Raw genomic sequence first — 19,203 nt, 5'->3', positions numbered from 1 at the left:
CACCGACCACCAGCATAGCTTGGCAGATCACAATAGATTACAATGCGACTATGTTTTTCTGAATAGCTGTTTTTTATGACTTTTTGTAGTTGGGAAGCCAAACGTTTACTTTCTCTTGCCGTTCCCGTTTTTTTAGCACAAGTAACTTTAGTATTAATGTCTGTGGTTGACACCATTATGGCCGGACAAGTGAGCCCTACCGATTTAGCTGCACTGTCAATTGCAACGGGGATATGGAACCCAATTTTATTAGCAATACAAGGGATTTTATTAGCATTAACGGGCGTTATTGCACAATTCGCTGGTGCTAAAGATCGAAACGGCATCAGCCATTATTTTCAGCAAGCCCTTTATTTAACACTCCTTTTAAGTATTGCTGGTTTTAGTGCGGCGCAGCTTGCCAATACTGTTATTTTACAGCTAGATACCACCCCTGCAATTGCTGCACTTGCTTTTGACTACATTCATTTTGTTAAATGGGGTGTATTTGGCTTTTTAATTTTTACCGTTTACAGAAATATGACTGAAGGCATGGGGATGACCAAGCCTGCATTTTATATTAGCCTACTGGGGCTTGCGGTAAACATTCCACTCAATTATATTTTTATCAATGGCTTATTTGGCCTACCAGCATTTGGCGGAGCCGGTTGTGGTATTGCTACCGCACTCGTATTTACTGTTATGGCCATTGCGCAGGTGACTTATTGCCAGCTCAGCAAAAAAGTAGACGCCAAAGGCTTATTAGCGGGCTTTGAAAAACCTAACTTTAAAACCATAGGTATTATTACCAAACTCGGTATTCCTATATCACTAGCCACTTTTTTTGAAGTAACCTTGTTTGCCTGTATACCTTTATTTATTGCGCACTTAGGTGCGGTGGCCGTATCTGGCCATCAAATTGCAGCCAGTGTTACAGCACTATTATTTATGATGCCTCTTAGCCTCTCAATTGCAATTAGCATACGAATTGGTAATTTATTTGGGCAAAATCATTTAGATCAATTAAAAGTAGCCGTGTCTACAAGTTATATTTTAGCGGCAATTATCGCTCTATTTATTGCTTTTATTACTTTTATAGGTCGCGATGTGATTAGCGAGCTTTATAGCGATAGCCCTGCGGTACTCGCACTTGCTTCATCAATTATGATTTTAGCCTGTATTTATCAACTTCCTGATGCATTACAAGTAGCTGCAAATGGTATATTGAGAGGCTTAAAGCACACCGCGCCTATTTCTTATATCACTTTTATTTCTTATTGGTTAATCGGCTTTAGTTTAGGTTACGTATTAGCAAGAACAGACTTAATAGTGCCAGCAATGGGCCCGCATGGTTTTTGGATAGGCATTATCGTTGGATTATCAGTTGCAGCTGTACTACTGATGCTGACAGTGCATAGGCGATTTAAACGTGAACCATTTATTCTCTCTTAATCAATCTATAACTACCACACTGCCACTTAAATGGTTACTGGCAGTGTGTTGTATCTTACTTTTTGGCTGCTCAGAGCAGCCCAGTGAGGCAAATAAAACCTACTTGTCTCGCTTAAGTAATACCTTGCAAGTTCCTAAAGCAAACACAAACTCACTGCAACAGCTTACTTTAATTGAGCCTGTTGAAGCTTTACTGCCAGCAATTAAAATTGGCATAACTGAACTTGCTGGTATTAGCCAATGTAAACTGAACGTTTTAATAAGCGAGCATAATAATCAATTAGGTAAAACAGCCACCGCTGCTAGTCAATTGAAGTACCAAATAGATTTTATTCAAAGCGCGCAAAACTGTTTAAATAGCTTGGATAAACAAAGCAAGATTTACAACAAAATTGCTGCGGCAAAAACTCAAAAACAAGCTCAGCTCACTCAGTTTTTCAACAATATGTTATTTAGTGAACCCGAGCTCAACAGCAGTTGGCAATTAACCAGCCAAGAGCTCAGCACTCAACCGGCTGGGTTTAGCGACACAGTTGAGGGGCTTAAAAAGCTAACTACCATAAAACAGCTAATCGAAAACCAAAATAGTATGGCAATAAACAGTGATGATATTTTGTCAGCGCTTGAGCCGCTTAACAAATACGAGTTTAACCAACAACTTATTCAAGCCGCGCGTGAACAAGTTAGCTTAAATCATGCGGCAACCCAGTTTGTAAATACTTTAACGCTTGAAGATATATGCCCAAAGGGTAAAAACAAGCAGCAAGCTGAAATTGTCAGTAATATATTCAATAAATATTATTTGAAACAAATTCAGCCTTATCAAGCGCAGCTTAGTGGTTATTTAGAAACATTGCAGCCGCTTTATGTGCAGCTGTGGTTTAATCAAGCAATAAGCAGTGAAGAAGTAAATGCTCTTCTTGACCCAAACGCTAAAAATTTACTCGCTCAGCTAAAATCGTCAGCAAAAGAGCATGTTATATGGTGGCAAAAATTTTATAAAACGTGTGAAATCAGTCCAATATGAATAAAAAAACGGCAAATAAACTCAAATAGCATAAACATGCTTGATTCACTCCCCATCACGCTATATATTAGCGACCGTTGTTAAGCAATTAACAACTCTTAAATACATGCAATACGACTGTAACTCAGTTGGGCGAGATTGGACCGAAGCGAAGCTTCGCAGCCGAACGAGGTGGAGGCAGGACGCCGACAGGATGAAGCTTCATGGACGAATTAAATAGTATGTAGACTTATAGTACGACTGTAGCTCAGTTGGTTAGAGCACTACCTTGACATGGTAGGGGTCGGTGGTTCGAATCCACTCAGTCGTACCAAAATTAGTAAATAATGTATTTAAAGTACGTTGAAGGAAACAGCACTACCTACTCTTGATCACCCGGTCCAGAGGTCAGTGGTTTGAATCCATTCAGTCGTACCAAATATACTTTACCCCCAAAAGTATATTTAATTTAAGAATTTAAAATTGTACGACTGTAGCTCAGTTGGTTAGAGCACTACCTTGACATGGTAGGGGTCGGTGGTTCGAATCCACTCAGTCGTACCAATCTCCATATCTACACTATTAAAAAAGAAAAAGCACTACCTACTCTTGCTCACCCGGTCCAGAGGTCAGTGGTTCGAATCCACTCAGTCGTCCCAATCTCCATATCTGCACTGTTAAGAAAGAAAGAGCACTACCTACTCTTGATCACCCGGTCCAGAGGTCTGTGGTTCGAATCCACTCAGTCGTACCAATCTTCATATCTACACTGTCAAAAAAGAAAAAGCACTACCCTCTCTACATATCTACACAATAAAAAAAGAATGTAGGTCAGTTAAGTGGCGAAGCCACTCCACCCGACATTGGTGAAACACCCCAACACCAAACATCATCCAACATCGCCGGATGACGCCTTCGGCTTATCCAACCTACGTTAATTGTTGGGAACGTAGGTCGGTTAAGTAGCGAAGTCACTCCACCCGACATTGGGTAACATCCATTTAATCACCCTGCAAAGTCAGTATTTATTGCTTGATAATTCATACTATGTTAACAAATAGACTATCTTTTAAATTAATACATCAAAAGCACGCTAAGAAAGGATTTAACTATGAAGTTTGTTACGCTCATTTTACTAGCCTTACTTGGCTTTTCAGTTGAAGAAGCTCATGCAAAAACGGTGGTTAAAGTAGGTGGCTATGAGTTCCCTCCTTATATAGAAATTGTTGATGGGCGTGTTTCTGGTCTTACCGTTGAATTAATAAGCGAGCTCAATAAAATACAGTCTTCTTATCATTTTGAATTAGTACTAACCACGCCTATTCGTCGCTTTAAGGATTACCAAAAAGGCCTATTCGATTCGGTTTTTTTTGAGAACCCGAACTGGGGGTGGCAACAAGGGAATAATGTAATTAGTAACTCCCCTGTTATAGCAATAGATACAGAAGTATTTATTGCTTTAAGGCAATTTGCAAAATCTCAAGCCTGGTTTGATAACTTAGAAGATAAAACCTTAGTGGGTATTTTAGGCTACCATTATCCGTTAGCTAATTACGAAAGTAGCCCCTCAGTTCTTGAAAACGAATATAAAATGACTTTATTAAGCAGCCATAAAAGAAGTATTGAATTAGTATTAAAAAAACGCAGCGATTGCGCTATTGTTACTCGCTCTTACCTAAATCAATACTTTAGCAAGTATCCAAAAAGCAAGCGTTTGCTACTTGTGTCTGAGCGAGTTGCACAAACCTATAATCATCAATTATTACTGCGCCCAAACCACACGCTAGATATAAGCACCTTGTATAAATGGGTAAAGCAAGCACTCACGCAAGGCAATATTGCAGCTAGGCTAAAGCAACTTGGGCTTCAACAATCTCCTCTAACTTCACCTTTACTGCTCACTAGCCAAACAAATATTGCTAATTAATGGCAGTAACTAGAAAACTTACTATTTTTATCATTTGTCGCAAACTCAACTAATGTCATTAGTAAATCACTGTGCTTATGCGTAAACCCAGTATTAGAAAGACGCTTTTCTAAATAGGCAGTAAAGTTTTTTCGCTGCTGGTGTTGGCTTTGTAACTTAATTAAAAGCTCTGACTGTTTTTGGTTAATTAATCGTGTCTCGTATATCGGGTCTTCATCTGGCCAATTCTCTACTGGAGAGCCCTTTTGTTGAAACACAAAATCACTCAACGAGCGTTCTATTTTATTATAATCATGTTCCCCTAGCAGTTTTTCTATCTCTTTTAGTAAACTTGAGTATAACACCCGAGGAAAAAGCTTATAAAAATCATGATTTTTGAAAGACTCACCAGAGGGCGTTTGCTGCCAATTTTCAAAGCTTGCTCGTAAAGCATGTACTAATATACGCCCTACATAATGGCTTTTTTGAAACGAAACACCTTGCGACTCTAACCGTGATAAAACATGGTTTAACCGTTGCTTTAAACTACGTACTTCTAGTTGTAGTTCGCTTTTTTGAGTCTCTAGTAATTGTATTTCGTCAGCACTTGTTGTTATTTTTTGTTCTAACTTATTTATTTTAACTTGTGCACCATGAAACAAATCACGTGTATCTTTGAGCTCGGCCAATACACTGGCATTTTGTAATTTTATAGGCGAATTACCATCGCCTTTATAGGTTATGGTCTGTTTACTGTTTTTTAATGCTTCGTTTAACGCGTGCTCTAATTTACTGTCTATTACTTGACCAGACTTACTGCCTTTAAGCAACGTGGTTAGAGTTAAAGAAATATGCTTTTGATACCAATTTTGGATGTGTTCACACTGCACATCAGATAAATTAGCAAATGGATTATCTTCACTTATTGGCTTATTAGCCATAAAAGTTCCCTCTTGTAAAAACACCTTTAATTATCATACCAACACGATTGGTGATTTATTACAGCACCTAAAAATAGAGTAATATGAAAATTATTTATATAGTTATTCTATTTAATACGATTGAATTTTCATGTTATTAATAAAATAAGTACTAAATCGTATTTAAGTTAAATTACTTGTATTCGCATGTTAATAGTTATCGCTTTTTAAGGCTATATTTAATTGTATGAATACTAAAAGAACCTTACCATTTAAGTTGTTTATTCCAGATAACACACTAAACTTAACTGTACATATAAAAATGCATTATCCTTATGAGAATATTTTTAGTCGCTACCTTATTTATTTCACTTTTTGCTTACGCAGATCCTGCGCCAGTAACTTACACAGTTAATGATAAAAATATCACCCTTCCTGGCGAAAAATACAAAAGCGGTTACGGTTATAATTTAGAGGCTGATACCGTCCTTCGTTTAGTCACTCTCAACTGGCCTCCCTACATAGACGATAACTTATGCAATAAAGGCTGGCTATACCAGCTCACAGTTAGCATGCTGGTAAAGCGTGGTTATGGCGTTCATATTGAATTTTATCCTTGGGCGCGTGCAGTTCGCGAAGCAGAGCTAGGCAAAGCCGATATATTATTTCCTGAGTACTATATTGACGACGATGTCATATCCGAAAATATTCTAACAAAAACACGAAATCAGTTATTGGCGCTATCAGAACCTATTCCAGGCGGCGATTTATCATTTGTTGCGCTAAAGAATCATACTATTGACTACGATGGCAGCATTAACTCTGTAAAAAACCGAGTGATGGGCGTCGTTCGTTCATACAAGAATAGTGCTAAACTCGATGAACTTATTGATCAAGGTGAAATAAAAACCATTGTGGCAAACAGTGAATATCAGCTTATTCACTTGCTATTAAACGGTCGTGTTGAGCTTATTGTTGCTGACTTAGAAGTACTTAAAGCCAGCGTTTACAAGTCACTTTTATCAAATAGAGATAAAAAAAGGATGCTAAATGCGCTCGTTGCATTAATGCCAAGCATTGAATACAAAAATCTATATTATTCTGTAACTAAAAGTGCATCACAATGGCAATCTATTTTGGAAGATATAAATACTGAAATTGCGAATATGCATGCAAACAATGAGTTTGATAGCTTTATAAAAAATAAAAAACAACAGTGTTATAACCTTGGATAATTAACGATTTATTTTAAACTACATGGTAACTATAAAGCTGATGCTCTCAAAGCCATCAGCTATTATATAATGTTTAAAAATCAAATGGCGCTCTTACCCAGCCTTCCATTAAAACACGCGCGCTGCGGCTCATACTGGCTTTGCTAACCTGCCATTGGCCATTTGTAACCACCGCCTCTGCTCCCACTTTTAATGTGCCCGAAGGGTGACCAAAGTTAACTTCATTAATAGCACCACCACCGGCGGCTAAATTAACTAATGTTCCTTCAACTGCCGCAGCAGTACCAATAGCGACAGCGGCAGTGCCCATCATTGCATGATGTAACTTACCCATTGACATAGCACGGACTAACAAATCGATATCACTTGCATTAACCTGCTTACCACTTGAGGATGTATAATTATGTGGAGCAGCCACAAATGCCACTTTAGGTGTGTGTTGGCGTGCTTGTGCTTCATTAATATTATTAATTAAGCCCATTTTTACTGCGCCATGGGCACGAATGCTTTCAAGCTTAGTTAGAGCGGCTTCATCAGCGTTTATGTCATCTTGTAGTTCAGTACCGGTATAACCAATATCACTGGCATTTACAAAAATAGTAGGAATACCAGCATTGATCATAGTTGCTTTTAACGTGCCTAAGCCTGGAACTTCTAAATCATCAACTACATTGCCTGTTGGAAATAGCGCACCATCACCATCAGCAGGATCAATAAATTCAAGCTTTACTTCAGCAGCAGGAAAGGTAACACCATCTAACTCAAAATCACCAGTTTCTTGTACATCACCATTGGTCATGGGCACATGCACTAAAATACTTTTTTTAATGTTAGCCTGCCATACACGCACAATGGCAATGCCATTATCAGGTACTCTGCCTTTATCAACTAAACCATTACTAATGGCAAATGCGCCCACAGCAGAGGTTAAATTACCGCAGTTGCCACTCCAATCTACAAACGCTTTATCAATCGCAACTTGACCAAATAAATAATCAACATCGTGATCGGGCTGTTCACTTTTACTTAAAATAACCGTTTTACTGGTGCTTGATGTTGCGCCGCCCATACCATCGGTTTGTTTACCATAAGGATCGGGGCTACCAATAACGCGCAATAATAAGCTATCGCGCGCCTCACCTGCCACTTGGGCAGGTGCAGGTAAATCTGTTAAATTAAAAAACACGCCTTTACTGGTACCACCACGCATGTATGTCGCTGGCACTTTAATTTGTGGTTTAAACATAAATGTGCGTCCTTATGATGCTTGCGTAGCTTCTAAAAAGTCTTGCGCAAAGCGTTGTAACACACCGCCTGCAGCGTAAATAGAAAGCTCTTCTTGCGTGTCTAATCGGCACTTCATTGGTACGTTTAATACCTCACCATTTTTACGTGTAATAACCAGTTCCAAAGTTGCTCCTGGTGTTGGCTCACCCTTTACATCGTAGCTTTCGCTACCATTTAGGTTAAGTGTTTTACGCGTTGTGCCAGGCTTAAACTCAAGCGGCAAAACGCCCATACCAATTAAATTAGTACGATGAATACGTTCAAAGCCTTCAGCTGCAATAACCTGAACACCAGCAAGCCTTACGCCTTTTGCTGCCCAATCGCGAGACGAACCTTGACCATAGTCAGCACCGGCAACAATAATAAGCGGTTGCTTACGTTGCATGTAGGTTTCGATGGCTTCCCACATACGCGTGTTTTCACCTTCTGGCTCTATGCGTGCGTACGATCCTTGTTTCACTTCGCCGTTTTCATCCAATACCATTTCGTTTAATAATTTAGGATTGGCAAACGTGGCGCGCTGCGCGGTTAAGTGATCGCCTCGGTGCGTTGCGTACGAGTTAAAATCTTCTTCTGGCACGTTCATTTTAGTTAAGTATTCACCTGCCGCGCTGCTTGCCATAATCGCATTAGAAGGTGATAAATGATCGGTTGTAATGTTATCGCCAAGTACAGCTAATGCACGCATACCACTCATACTGCGCTCGCCTGCCAATGCTCCTTCCCAATAAGGAGGACGGCGAATATAGGTACTTTCTGGGCGCCAATTGTATAATGGGTCGTTATCTTCGCCGTAATCAACGGTTAAGTTAAACATAGGCTCGTAAACTTTTCTAAACTGCTCAGGCTTAACGCTTTGCTTGATCACTGCATCTATTTCTTCATCAGATGGCCATAAATCTTTTAAGGTTACATCGTTACCTTGCTGATCTTTACCGAGGATATCTTTTTCTATATCAAAACGGATGGTACCGGCAATTGCATAAGCAACCACAAGCGGTGGAGACGCTAAAAATGCTTGCTTAGCATACGGATGAATACGACCATCAAAGTTACGGTTACCCGAAAGCACCGCTGTTGCGTATAAATCGCGTTCAATGACTTCTTGTTGAATTTTAGGGTCTAGTGAACCACTCATACCGTTACAGGTAGTACAGGCAAAACCAACAATACCAAAACCAAGCTGTTCAAGCTCTGGTAATAAGTTTGCATCTTCAAGGTACGATTGTACTGCTTTAGAACCCGGTGCCAATGAGGTTTTAACCCAAGGTTTACGCATTAATCCTTTGGCATTTGCATTTCTCGCTAATAAACCTGCCGCAATTACATTGCGCGGGTTACTGGTATTAGTACAGCTAGTAATAGCGGCAATAATACACGCGCCATCTGGCATTAAGCCCTCTTCGTTTTCAACAACGCCCGAAATACCTTCTTTAGCTAAATCGCTGGTAGATACACGACGATGCGGATTTGAAGGCCCTGCAATGTTGCGTCCTACACTTGATAAATCAAATTTAAGCACACGATCGTAATGCGCTGTTTTTAAGCTGTCGCTCCATAGCCCTGCTGTTTTAGCGTAGTTTTCTACTAGTGCAATTTGCTCTTCATCGCGACCTGTTAAACGTAAGTAATCAATAGTTTTATCGTCAATGTAGAACATAGCGGCGGTTGCGCCAAATTCTGGGGTCATGTTCGAAATGGTTGCTCTATCACCAAGAGTTAGTGCATCTGCACCTTCACCGTAAAATTCGAGGTAAGTCGATACCACTCGTTGTTCACGTAAAAATTCGGTAATAGCCAATACAATATCGGTTGCAGTAATGCCCGGTTGGCGTTTACCGGTAAGCTCTACGCCAACAATATCGGGTAAACGAATGTACGATGCGCGCCCAAGCATTACACTTTCGGCTTCAAGGCCGCCCACACCAACAGCAATAACACCTAATGCATCAACATGCGGTGTATGGCTGTCGGTACCTACTAGCGTGTCTGGGAATGCAATACCATCACGGTTTTGAATAACCGGCGACATTTTTTCAAGGTTAATTTGATGCATGATGCCATTGCCTGGCGGGATCACATCAATATTTTTAAAAGCAGTTTTAGTCCAGTTTATAAAATGAAAACGATCATCGTTGCGTCTGTCTTCAATAGCGCGGTTTTTCTCAAACGCTTCAGGATCAAAGCCTGCGTGCTCAACAGCTAATGAATGGTCAACAATCAGTTGAGTAGGTACAACTGGGTTTACTTTTGCAGGATCGCCGCCTTTTGCAGCAATAGCGTCGCGCAGACCCGCTAAATCAACTAGAGCGGTTTGCCCTAAAATATCGTGACATACAACGCGTGCCGGATACCATGGAAAATCTAAATCTTGCTTGCGCTCAATTATTTGGCTAAGCGCATCGGTTAGCATATCGGGTTCACAGCGGCGCACTAAGTTTTCGGCAAATACACGCGAGCTATAAGGGAGAGTAGCGTATGCGCCTGGTTTAATGGCATCTACTGCTGCTTGAGTATCGTAGTAATCTACATTTGAGCCCGGTAAAGGCTTACGGTATTGAGTGTTATTAATAATGGTCATAATAAATTCGCTAATTTGGTGACGGGGTTAATCAAGACAGGCTCTAGATTTGAAGGTATATTGTTTGCATAATTTGCTAAAGCCGTAAAAGGTGAGTTGGTAACTCACCTTTGTATGGACTATATGTTTATCTTGATTCAATTGGCGTGTAGCTACGCGCATCTGGCCCTGTGTAGTCAGCACTTGGGCGAATAATACGGTTATTTGCACGCTGCTCTTTTACGTGAGCTGTCCAACCGGTTACACGGCTCATTACGAAGATAGGCGTGAACAACTTAGTAGGAATACCCATAAAGTGGTACGCCGATGCATGGAAGAAATCGGCATTACAGAATAACTTCTTCTCACGCCACATTACTTCTTCACAGCGAACTGATACTGGGTAAAGCACATCGTCACCCACTTCTGCGGCTAATTTTTCAGACCATTTTTTAATAATTACATTACGCGGATCTGACTCGCGGTAAATAGCGTGGCCAAAGCCCATAATTTTATCTTTACGCTCAAGCATGCCCATTAGTGCATCTTCAGCTTGATCAGCACTGCTAAAGCCTTCAATCATATCCATTGCGGCTTCGTTTGCACCACCATGTAGTGGACCGCGTAAGGTACCAATTGCGCCGGTAACACATGAGTGAATATCAGAAAGCGTTGATGCACACACACGACCGGTAAAGGTAGAGGCATTAAATTCATGCTCTGCGTACAAAATTAGTGATACATTCATCACTTGTGCAAATAATTCACTTGGCGCTTTATCGTGTAATAGCGTTAAAAAGTGTGCGCCTACTGAATCATCATCAGTTTGGGTTTCAATACGAACACCGTCATGAGTAAAACGATACCAGTAACAAATAATACTTGGGAAAATTGCCACCATGCGGTCAATCGCATCGTTTGCTTCGCTAAAGTCATTTTCCATTTCAAGGTTACCTAGCATAGAACAACCGGTACGCATTACATCCATTGGGTGCGCGTCTTTAGGGATGTTCTCTAGCACTGTTTTTAGTGATTCAGGTAAACCACGTAAGCTCTTAAGTTTAGCTTTATACTCTGACAGTTCGTTTGCTGTTGGTAACTCGCCGCGCGAAAGTAAAAACGACACTTCTTCAAACTGCGCTTTTTCGGCTAGTTCGCTAATATCGTAACCACAGTAAGTTAAACCTGAGCCTGTTTGCCCTACTGTACATAATGCCGTTTGTCCAGCTACTTGACCACGTAAGCCTGCGCCACCTAATGCTTTATCTACCATGATTTGTCTCCTGTTGAATTTTTTATTATTTGTCAGATTTTGATGAAAAAAGGTTATCTAGCGTGTTTTCGTACGAGTGATAATCTAAAAAGTCGTAAAGCTCTGCACGCGTTTGCATGCTTTCAATTTGGCTTTGTTGCGACCCTTCATTCAAAATAGCCGAGTACACATTAAGAGCCGCTTTGTTCATAGCTCTAAATGCACTTAATGGGTAAAGCACCATTTCTACACCCACATCGCTTAACTGCTCTTTGGTATAAATTGGGGTTTGGCCAAACTCGGTAATGTTGGCTAAAATCGGCACATTAATCGCTTTGCTAAATGCTTGGTAATCAGCAAGGTCGTGAACGGCTTCTGCAAAAATGGCATCGGCCCCCGCTTCAACACACGCTGCTGCACGGTCTATTGCTGCATTTAAGCCTTCTTTTTGAAATGCATCAGTACGCGCCATAATGTAAAAATCGCTATCGGTTTTAGCATCAACTGCAGCTTTAATGCGGTCAACCATTTCAGCTTGAGTAACTATTTCTTTATTAGGACGATGGCCACAACGTTTTTGCGCTACTTGATCTTCTATATGAAAGCCTGCTGCACCTGCTTTAGTCATTTCTTTAACGGTACGGGCAATATTAAAGGCTCCGCCCCAGCCTGTATCGGCATCAACTAATAATGGTAAATCGCTAGCGCCGGTAATACGGCGAATATCTTCAAGCACGTTATCAAGGCTAGTCATACCTAAATCTGGCATACCAAATGAGGCATTAGCCACACCTGCACCCGATAAGTAAATAGCCTGATGGCCCATTTTTTCAGCCATCATTGCGGTATACGCGTTAATAGTACCCACAACTTGTAACGGATGGTTATTTGCAATTGCCTGTTTAAACTTTAATCCTGCTGACATTACCTTCTCCTAACTTTGAACGGGGCTGCTCTTTGGCAGCTTAGTATTTTTTAAAAATGTGACATCTGTACTAGTTTGCCATTTCATTTTGAGTGGCTTGTACTGATTGGTATCCATCAAATTTTGTTTGTATATTTGCTTGAGAAGCACTGATATGGCGCTTCATTAGCATTTCAGCGAGCTCACCATCATGATTTTCTATGGCGTTAATAATGGCTAAATGTTCGTCAAACGCTTTCGATACGCGAGGCCCAACCATACCCATTTGTACACGGTACATTCTTATTAACTGGTACAGGTCGTGGCACAACAAATGTATTAAATGAGCGTTTTTACTGCCTTTGATGATTCGATAATGAAAGTCTAAGTCGCCTGCTTCTTGATAGTACGACTCACCTTCTTTAACACGCTGAGTTTGCAAATGCTGATTAAGTAATTGTTTCAAGCTTTGTACTTCATCGGCTGCCATATTGTCGGCAGCTAACCTACATGCAAGTCCTTCAAGGGCACTGCGCACCTGATACACCTCAATCAAACGCTCTGCGGTTAATGCCACAACACGACAACCTATATTGGCTTTGCGCTCAACTAAATAACAACTTTCTAAACGGTTTAATGCCTCTCTAAGGGTTGCACGGCTTACACCATAACGCTTTGCCAGTTCTGGCTCTGATATTTTACTGCCTTGTGCAATACTGCCTTCTACAATTTCGCGGCGCATATCTACAAACACTTTATCGGAAGCGGTTGTAACTGCGGTATCGTTTAAAAAGTGCTGTGTCATAAAGTATTTTTATATTGTCGACAATTTATGGGTTAACTATGTGCTTATTAGCTAACAGTGTCAACCCTAAAAGTGCTAAGGATGAGCAAAAAATCACCACATTGTCGACAGCATTAGCCAAAAGTATAATAATTTTTAGTATTGAGTGCGTTTTTCACAATAAGGTGTCGACACTTTAAAGGTGCTACTATTTCGACTTTAACACTGAAAATAATCGCTAAAAATGCTATTATCCGCCTTTAATTTTATTGTATGAGCCAAATCGTGGACGCTAACACTTATATCCCCAAGCAATTTATTGACGACGTAAAAACTTATCTGCCTGAGCACCTTACGTTAGATGATTTTTTAAGTGCCTGTCGTCGACCTTTACGTAAGTCTGTTCGCGTTAATACATTAAAAATGAGTGTTGAAGAATTTAAACGCCATGCGGCTCAAAAAAATTGGCAACTCACTACTATTCCATGGTGCGATGAAGGCTTCTGGCTTGAGCGCCCAAATAATGAAGAGCAAAATTTAGCGCTGGGCAATACCGATTTACATTTAAGTGGCGCAATGTACGTACAAGAGGCAAGCTCAATGTTGCCGCCAATGGCACTAAAGCACAGCCTGCAAACTAGTAACACAGTACTCGATATGGCCTCTGCGCCAGGTTCTAAAACTTCACAACTAGCTGCACTAATGAACAATCAAGGTGTTTTGGTTGCAAATGAGCTGTCGTCATCGCGCTTAAAAGTACTCAGTGCCACTCTAAAGCGAATGGGTGTTGGTAATTGTGCGTTATCGCATTTTGATGGCGTGATTTTTGGTAATTATATGTTTGAATGCTTTGATAGTATTTTACTTGATGCGCCCTGTTCAGGTGAAGGCACAGTTCGTAAAGATAGCGATGCATTAAAAAATTGGTCTATCGAATCAAATGTTACTATCGCCCAAGTACAAAAAGATCTGATTAAAAGTGCATTTTACGCACTTAAACCTGGCGGTACATTGGTGTATTCAACCTGTACATTAACCCCTCTCGAAAACCAGCAAGTGTGTGATGCATTGCTAGAAGAATTTGGCGAATACATCGCGCCAGAGCCTTTACATGATCTTTTCCCTGACGCAGAAAAAGCCACTACAGACGAGGGCTACTTACATGTTTGGCCGCAAACCTTCGACAGCGAAGGCTTTTTTATTGCTAAATTTAAAAAGCACAGCAGCTGCGAAAACCAAAATCTAAAAGTTAAAAAAGGGGCATTCCCCTTTACTGATTTTGATAGTAAACAGCAAAGTGCGTTTATGAGCTCCCTCAAAAAGCAATTTGGTTTAACGAGTCTACCAGGCACATTAATGCAGCGAGACAAAGAGCTTTGGCTGTTTCCAGATGAATTTGAAGCGATACAAAACAAAATTAAATATGCTCGATTAGGTATTCAGGTTGGTGTTATTCATAAAAATGGGGTACGCCTTGCTCACGAGTTTGCCACCGTATTTGGTAAGCAATGTAAAAGTAATGTACTGGAATTAACCAATCAACAGGCCAGTGATTACTTTAATGGTAAAGACATTCGTTTGGATGAGGTTGTTAAGGCAACTGGCGAAGTGATCCTGACCTTATGTGGTTGCCCTATTGGTTTAGGAAAGTGGCAAAAAAATAAGGTTAAAAACTCACTACCTCGTGATTTGGTGCAAAATACGCAGTTAATAAACTGGGAGTAAACCCTAACTTAAATGTAACAAAGGTGTGCATAACAAATGTAACCCACTGTAATTATTGCAGTATAAAAAACGAACAAAAATGTGTATTTTTGAAGCTTTTGACTATACTTAAATAACTTTCTTCTTCTCCCTAAGAATCTGAAAGTGTCTTTAGTTAGCGCAGGGCTCACATGTGAGCCCCTCTATAACCCAGAGTTCCTTATAGCTCTGGGTCTTTTTTTGTCTAGGCGAAAGTTAACGGGCTTCGGGGATCGGGTTACGAGCTTAATCACTCAACCAGCCCTATACTACAATAAGAACTTAGTGATTTATTTACCACAGAGGATAGGAGCACACAGAGAAAGTTATTAAAGACAAAGATTAAAGAACTGTTGTTAGTTATTAGATTTCCAAAATTGAAGCTTTCTCCGTGTAGCGCGAAGCGCCTCGGTATTCTATGTGGTTAAAAAAAGGTTAAAGTTCAGAATTAACTAGGTGCGAGGTTCAAGGCCTATTACCCGAAACCCGTTGCTCGCCGCCCTGGCTCGTGTTTTAACCACAGTATTTATTAAACATCCAACTGTTTCTAATAGCCTCATAATGAGAACCAAATTGAAGCGATAAACACACTATAGGTAGTCGGTTCATTTCTTTCGCCATACTAAAAATGTTATTAAACTTATAGCCGTATTTAGAGGCTAACTTTAGCTCATTCACATAAAGGGCTTTGTAGGTGGGGGGTAGCTTATTCCAGTGCATTAACGCAATTTGAATAATACCTAAGTGAACATCTAACTTATATGGGCCAACTTTTTTAGCTTGCTGAATATAATTATATACCCGCTCGGTAGGCCCCTCTTGATAGCTGACAACTTGCGCCAAGCTTATCCAGGTTAGTGCCCAGGTTTGCCTTAACTCAACCGACTTTAACAACGCTTGCTCAGCTTGTTGGTATGTTTGCTTTACTTTATCTGATTGCTCACTTGATGTTGTATCAATACCGGCTAAACCTAGCATTTTTATATGGGCTAAAAAATGCCAATAATGAGGATGCTCAGGATCCATATTCGTAGCCAATGTAATCGCATTTTCTGCCGCTTGAAGCGATGAGCCAGACAAAGCACCATCCGACTCTTGCACAATATTAAGTGCATTAAAGTACCACGCATTTGCTCGCATACTTTGCATGCTGGTATAAGCGATAACAAGTACTATCAAGGCTAAAATAACAGCAGGCACTACTTTAAACATATTTAATTTAGTCATTAAATAAACACTCGGTTAGTTGCAGCGGGTTAGTTACAAAAAGCGCTGTAGCCCGCTCCTCACCTAATAACTGCGCTACTGTTTTTCTAGCGTGGCTTAAAATAGGCGGTCGGCGCTTTACTGAATGAGCGTCAGAGGCAACATAGTTCACTAAACCATCTTGTAGCATTTGTAACGCTATAGTTTGTGCGCTTTCGCCCCACTCCCCTTCAATACTCGATGCTGTTAATTGAAAGTCGCAACCTAATTGGTTTAAGTGTTGAATATAATAAAGATTTGACTGAATATCGCGATTACGCTCAGGATGCGGAATAATAACGCGCATATTTTGTTTAGCGAGCCACTGAATAAACTTATCGTAACCTTGAGGCATGTGTGAATGCGGTAACTCTAATAGCAACACGTTTTTGTCTGCTATTTTACCAATAAAAGGCAGTTTATTAGCCATCACCATTGCCATAAGCTCTATGTCTAAACGTACTTCAGCAGCGGCAGCTAATTTTACATTAATACCTTCTTTATGTGCCTCTCGCTTTAAACTCTCTAAATCGTTTTGTATTTGAGCGGCCGCATTATTAAAGCGGCCCACATGTATATGTGGCGTTGCCACCATATGAGTAATGCCATCGTTTTCGGCCAATTTCAAAAGCGCCAAAGATTCTGTTAAATCTTTAGCGCCATCATCAATACCCGGCAAAATATGCGTATGAATATCAATCATAAATTACTTAATTACACTTGTGGCTTTTCAGGTTGCTGTGAGTAATCGTAATAATCATAGTAACCATGGCTATGCTCATCTTTAGATTTACTCATATCTACCTTGTTTAGTACCACACCAGCAACGTGAGCTTTTACTTCAAATAAACGCTCAAGGCCCGCTGTAATTGGTTTAATACGGGTAATGTCTGACTTAACAACATAAACAACTGAATCAACACTTTGTGCAATTACCAATGCATCACTTACTGCTTGTGTAGGCGGTGTATCAACAATAATATGATCGTACTGCGCTTTTAACTCACTGAGCAATTGTGCAAAGCGTGGGCTTGACAACAACTCAAGTGGATTAGATGGTATTTGCCCACTTGGCATAATTGTTACACCCGATTGCGTGTCAACATGAACACACTCAGCTAATTGCTCAGTACCAATCATTAAATTACTTAAACCTGGGTGAAATACCGGTATATCAAAACGTTTAGCTAACGTTGGTTTACGTAAATCGGCATCAATCAGTAATACCTTGCCCATTTGTGCCAACGACATCGCTAAGTTTGCAGAGGTGGTGGTTTTACCTTCCCCTGGGGAGGTAGAGGTAACCGCAATAACCTGATGCGCTCGGTCAAGATGAGTTAACAGTAAACTAGTGCGGAATGTACGAACCGACTCAGCAAAGCGGCGATAAGTATCTTCTAAATAAGCATGAATCGGAAAATAGCTCTTTTTAGGAACTGCAACATGCGGCAATAAACCTAACATGCGCTGTGCGAGTTTATTTTCTACATCATTTTTATTTTTAACTGTGTCGTTTAAGGCATCAAAAACAAAGGTCATTACTACCGCAAAACCTAAACTAGCCACAAAAGCTAAAATAACAATTAACTTTTTGTTAGGTTTACTAGGGTTTCTTGGAGCATAAGCACGGTCTGTAAAGCGCGCTGCAGCAGAGCTAAAGTCACTGGTTACTTCGGTTTCTTTAGAGCGAGATAAAAAGGTATTAAAAATATTACGGTTTGTTTCAACTTCACGCTTAAGCTGGTTATATTGGGTTTCTTTACGGGTAATATCTTGATATTCAGCACGAATTTTAGCCAAGTCGCGCTCAAGCGCATTTACAGTTCGCGTTGTTCTATTAAGCTCTTTTTCAATACCGGTAATTAACCCTTTAATTTGCTTATTAAGGTTTGTTTTAACGGTGGCAAGTTCAGATTTAGCTGAAATCATTTTAGGATGTTTAGGGCCGTAAACCTCACTAAGCTCACTCACCTTACGCTCAACCAATACAACTTCGCGTTTAACATCTTGTACAACACGGTGTGAGGTAATTTCAGGCATACTGCCAAGTAATTCTATGTTGTCGTTACCATATTCGTTAATAACACGGTTTATGCTTTCAAGGTTATTTTTAGTCGCACGAGCATCTACTAGCTGTTTTGAGGTTTGCTCTAGCTCTTGGGTAACAAGTCCTGCTATACCCTCTATATCAACCAGCTTTTGTTCTTCTCGGTAAGCTTGCAATCGCACTTCAGAGCTATCTAGTTGTATACGCAATTCAGATAAACGCGTATTTAACCAGCTCGATGCCTGCTGGGTAATACCCATTTTAGCGCGCATTTGGCTTTCAATGTAAACTTCACCCACCGTATTTGCCACCAAAGCAGCTAACTTAGGGTCACTTGACTCAAAACTTACACGCACTAATTGCGTTTTCATTATAGGAGAGACACTCAAACGCGATTTGAATGCAGCAAGCAAACCTAACATTTCTCGCTCTGCTTGCTCTTCTTCGCTAAGAGCTGAGCTTTCTTTTTTATTTAAAAAAGGTAACAGCTGCTTAACCATGCCTTTTAACTCACCTGTAAGTGAAGGTTTAGCAATAAAGTCGGTATGCTCTTTTAAGTTGAGTTTAGTAATAACCTCACGAGCAATACTGTTTGACTTAATCACTTCAAATTGAGTTAAGTAATATTCTTTTTTAGTAGAATCTAAGCCGTATATTTCGTCAAAACTCACCGCCTTGGTTTGCTCCGACTCAATTAATAAAGTGGCTGTAGCTACATATTTAGGCACTAAAGTTAACGCAACCATTATAGTTAGTAATGTAACTACAATAGCAAAACCTAAAATCTTCCATTTACTTTGCTTAATAACATTAAGATAAGCACCTAAATCAATAACTTCCTCGTTGTTGCTAGGCTTTTCAGATAGTGTATTCATTTTATTAT

Annotated in this window: 15 protein-coding genes and 2 tRNA genes; 7 read left to right on the top strand and 10 right to left on the bottom strand. The window is 40.1% G+C overall.

From position 1 onward, the window contains the following. Window positions 1-75: 75 nt before the first annotated feature. The 4 genes from AN392_RS03315 to AN392_RS03300 all read left to right on the top strand — a co-directional run bounded on the left by AN392_RS03315 (window position 76) and on the right by AN392_RS03300 (window position 3,001). Entirely contained in the window at window positions 76-1,431 is a 1,356-nt protein-coding gene (locus AN392_RS03315) for an MATE family efflux transporter (protein WP_055011824.1), read from the top strand. Then, window positions 1,409-2,458, top strand: a complete 1,050-nt coding sequence (locus tag AN392_RS03310) for a DUF3080 family protein (RefSeq protein WP_055011823.1) — start codon at window positions 1,409-1,411, stop codon at window positions 2,456-2,458. The genes AN392_RS03315 and AN392_RS03310 overlap by 23 nt, the downstream gene beginning before the upstream one ends. Before the next feature lie 236 nt (window positions 2,459-2,694). Continuing rightward, window positions 2,695-2,771: transfer RNA gene (locus tag AN392_RS03305), tRNA-Val, on the top strand. A gap of 153 nt (window positions 2,772-2,924) precedes the next feature. Then, window positions 2,925-3,001: transfer RNA gene (locus AN392_RS03300), tRNA-Val, on the top strand. Window positions 3,002-3,268: 267 nt separating this feature from the next. Here AN392_RS03300 and AN392_RS18605 read toward each other — a convergent pair. Next, window positions 3,269-3,424 (bottom strand): hypothetical protein, encoded by a 156-nt coding sequence (locus AN392_RS18605; RefSeq protein ID WP_161803864.1) that lies wholly within the window; start codon window positions 3,422-3,424, stop codon window positions 3,269-3,271. Between the two features lie 124 nt (window positions 3,425-3,548). On the opposite strand from AN392_RS18605, the gene AN392_RS03295 reads away from it, so the two are divergent. Further along, a complete protein-coding gene (locus tag AN392_RS03295) occupies window positions 3,549-4,364 on the top strand; it encodes a hypothetical protein (protein WP_055011822.1) in 816 nt (271 codons plus the stop codon). Here the strand turns inward: AN392_RS03295 and AN392_RS03290 are convergent. Further along, window positions 4,361-5,284, bottom strand: coding sequence for a hypothetical protein (locus AN392_RS03290; protein WP_055011821.1), 924 nt, complete (start codon window positions 5,282-5,284; stop codon window positions 4,361-4,363). The two genes, AN392_RS03295 and AN392_RS03290, sit on opposite strands and share 4 nt — an antisense overlap. Window positions 5,285-5,598: 314 nt before the next feature. On the opposite strand from AN392_RS03290, the gene AN392_RS03285 reads away from it, so the two are divergent. Beyond that, window positions 5,599-6,498, top strand: a complete 900-nt coding sequence (locus tag AN392_RS03285) for an ABC transporter substrate-binding protein (RefSeq protein ID WP_055011820.1) — start codon at window positions 5,599-5,601, stop codon at window positions 6,496-6,498. A 73-nt stretch (window positions 6,499-6,571) separates the two neighbouring features. Here AN392_RS03285 and prpF read toward each other — a convergent pair whose 3' ends face one another. From prpF to AN392_RS03260, 5 genes are all read right to left on the bottom strand, one after another. Beyond that, a complete protein-coding gene (gene prpF / locus AN392_RS03280; RefSeq protein WP_055011819.1) occupies window positions 6,572-7,744 on the bottom strand; it encodes a 2-methylaconitate cis-trans isomerase PrpF in 1,173 nt (390 codons plus the stop codon). Window positions 7,745-7,756: 12 nt separating this feature from the next. Next, on the bottom strand, window positions 7,757-10,366 hold the full coding sequence (gene acnD / locus AN392_RS03275) for a Fe/S-dependent 2-methylisocitrate dehydratase AcnD (protein WP_055011818.1): 2,610 nt from the start codon (window positions 10,364-10,366) through the stop codon (window positions 7,757-7,759). 127 nt (window positions 10,367-10,493) lie between these two features. Continuing rightward, window positions 10,494-11,618, bottom strand: a complete 1,125-nt coding sequence (gene prpC / locus AN392_RS03270) for a 2-methylcitrate synthase (RefSeq protein ID WP_055011817.1) — start codon at window positions 11,616-11,618, stop codon at window positions 10,494-10,496. 25 nt (window positions 11,619-11,643) lie between these two features. Further along, window positions 11,644-12,522, bottom strand: coding sequence for a methylisocitrate lyase (prpB, locus tag AN392_RS03265; RefSeq protein WP_010389681.1), 879 nt, complete (start codon window positions 12,520-12,522; stop codon window positions 11,644-11,646). Between the two features lie 70 nt (window positions 12,523-12,592). Further along, window positions 12,593-13,306, bottom strand: a complete 714-nt coding sequence (locus tag AN392_RS03260; RefSeq protein ID WP_010389679.1) for a GntR family transcriptional regulator — start codon at window positions 13,304-13,306, stop codon at window positions 12,593-12,595. A 264-nt stretch (window positions 13,307-13,570) separates the two neighbouring features. On the opposite strand from AN392_RS03260, the gene rsmF reads away from it, so the two are divergent. Next, window positions 13,571-15,010 (top strand): 16S rRNA (cytosine(1407)-C(5))-methyltransferase RsmF, encoded by a 1,440-nt coding sequence (rsmF, locus tag AN392_RS03255; RefSeq protein ID WP_055011816.1) that lies wholly within the window; start codon window positions 13,571-13,573, stop codon window positions 15,008-15,010. A 531-nt stretch (window positions 15,011-15,541) separates the two neighbouring features. Here rsmF and AN392_RS03250 read toward each other — a convergent pair. The 3 genes from AN392_RS03250 to AN392_RS03240 are packed head-to-tail and all read right to left on the bottom strand — an operon-like array spanning window position 15,542 to window position 19,195. Continuing rightward, window positions 15,542-16,255, bottom strand: a complete 714-nt coding sequence (locus AN392_RS03250; RefSeq protein ID WP_055011815.1) for a VpsP family polysaccharide biosynthesis protein — start codon at window positions 16,253-16,255, stop codon at window positions 15,542-15,544. Beyond that, on the bottom strand, window positions 16,248-16,976 hold the full coding sequence (locus AN392_RS03245) for a tyrosine-protein phosphatase (RefSeq protein ID WP_055011814.1): 729 nt from the start codon (window positions 16,974-16,976) through the stop codon (window positions 16,248-16,250). The genes AN392_RS03250 and AN392_RS03245 overlap by 8 nt, the downstream gene beginning before the upstream one ends. Before the next feature lie 11 nt (window positions 16,977-16,987). Next, entirely contained in the window at window positions 16,988-19,195 is a 2,208-nt protein-coding gene (locus AN392_RS03240) for a polysaccharide biosynthesis tyrosine autokinase (protein WP_055011813.1), read from the bottom strand. Window positions 19,196-19,203: the final 8 nt, after the last annotated feature.

Source organism: Pseudoalteromonas sp. P1-16-1b (genome assembly GCF_001401785.1).
Taxonomy (GTDB): Bacteria; Pseudomonadota; Gammaproteobacteria; order Enterobacterales; family Alteromonadaceae; genus Pseudoalteromonas; species Pseudoalteromonas undina.
Note: the sequence above shows the minus strand (reverse complement) of the source record. Positions and strands in the feature narration are given on the sequence as shown.

Excerpts from the sequence above, each read along its gene's own strand:
- AN392_RS03315 (WP_055011824.1), top strand. The coding sequence starts at position 76 with ATGACTTTTTGTAGTTGGGAAGCCAAACGTTTACTTTCTCTTGCCGTT.
- AN392_RS18605 (WP_161803864.1), bottom strand. The coding sequence starts at position 3,424 with ATGTCGGGTGGAGTGACTTCGCTACTTAACCGACCTACGTTCCCAACA.
- AN392_RS03295 (WP_055011822.1), top strand. The coding sequence starts at position 3,549 with ATGAAGTTTGTTACGCTCATTTTACTAGCCTTACTTGGCTTTTCAGTT.
- AN392_RS03290 (WP_055011821.1), bottom strand. The coding sequence starts at position 5,284 with ATGGCTAATAAGCCAATAAGTGAAGATAATCCATTTGCTAATTTATCT.
- AN392_RS03285 (WP_055011820.1), top strand. The coding sequence starts at position 5,599 with ATGAGAATATTTTTAGTCGCTACCTTATTTATTTCACTTTTTGCTTAC.
- prpF (WP_055011819.1), bottom strand. The coding sequence starts at position 7,744 with ATGTTTAAACCACAAATTAAAGTGCCAGCGACATACATGCGTGGTGGT.
- acnD (WP_055011818.1), bottom strand. The coding sequence starts at position 10,366 with ATGACCATTATTAATAACACTCAATACCGTAAGCCTTTACCGGGCTCA.
- prpC (WP_055011817.1), bottom strand. The coding sequence starts at position 11,618 with ATGGTAGATAAAGCATTAGGTGGCGCAGGCTTACGTGGTCAAGTAGCT.
- prpB (WP_010389681.1), bottom strand. The coding sequence starts at position 12,522 with ATGTCAGCAGGATTAAAGTTTAAACAGGCAATTGCAAATAACCATCCG.
- AN392_RS03260 (WP_010389679.1), bottom strand. The coding sequence starts at position 13,306 with ATGACACAGCACTTTTTAAACGATACCGCAGTTACAACCGCTTCCGAT.
- AN392_RS03250 (WP_055011815.1), bottom strand. The coding sequence starts at position 16,255 with ATGACTAAATTAAATATGTTTAAAGTAGTGCCTGCTGTTATTTTAGCC.
- AN392_RS03245 (WP_055011814.1), bottom strand. The coding sequence starts at position 16,976 with ATGATTGATATTCATACGCATATTTTGCCGGGTATTGATGATGGCGCT.
- AN392_RS03240 (WP_055011813.1), bottom strand. The coding sequence starts at position 19,195 with ATGAATACACTATCTGAAAAGCCTAGCAACAACGAGGAAGTTATTGAT.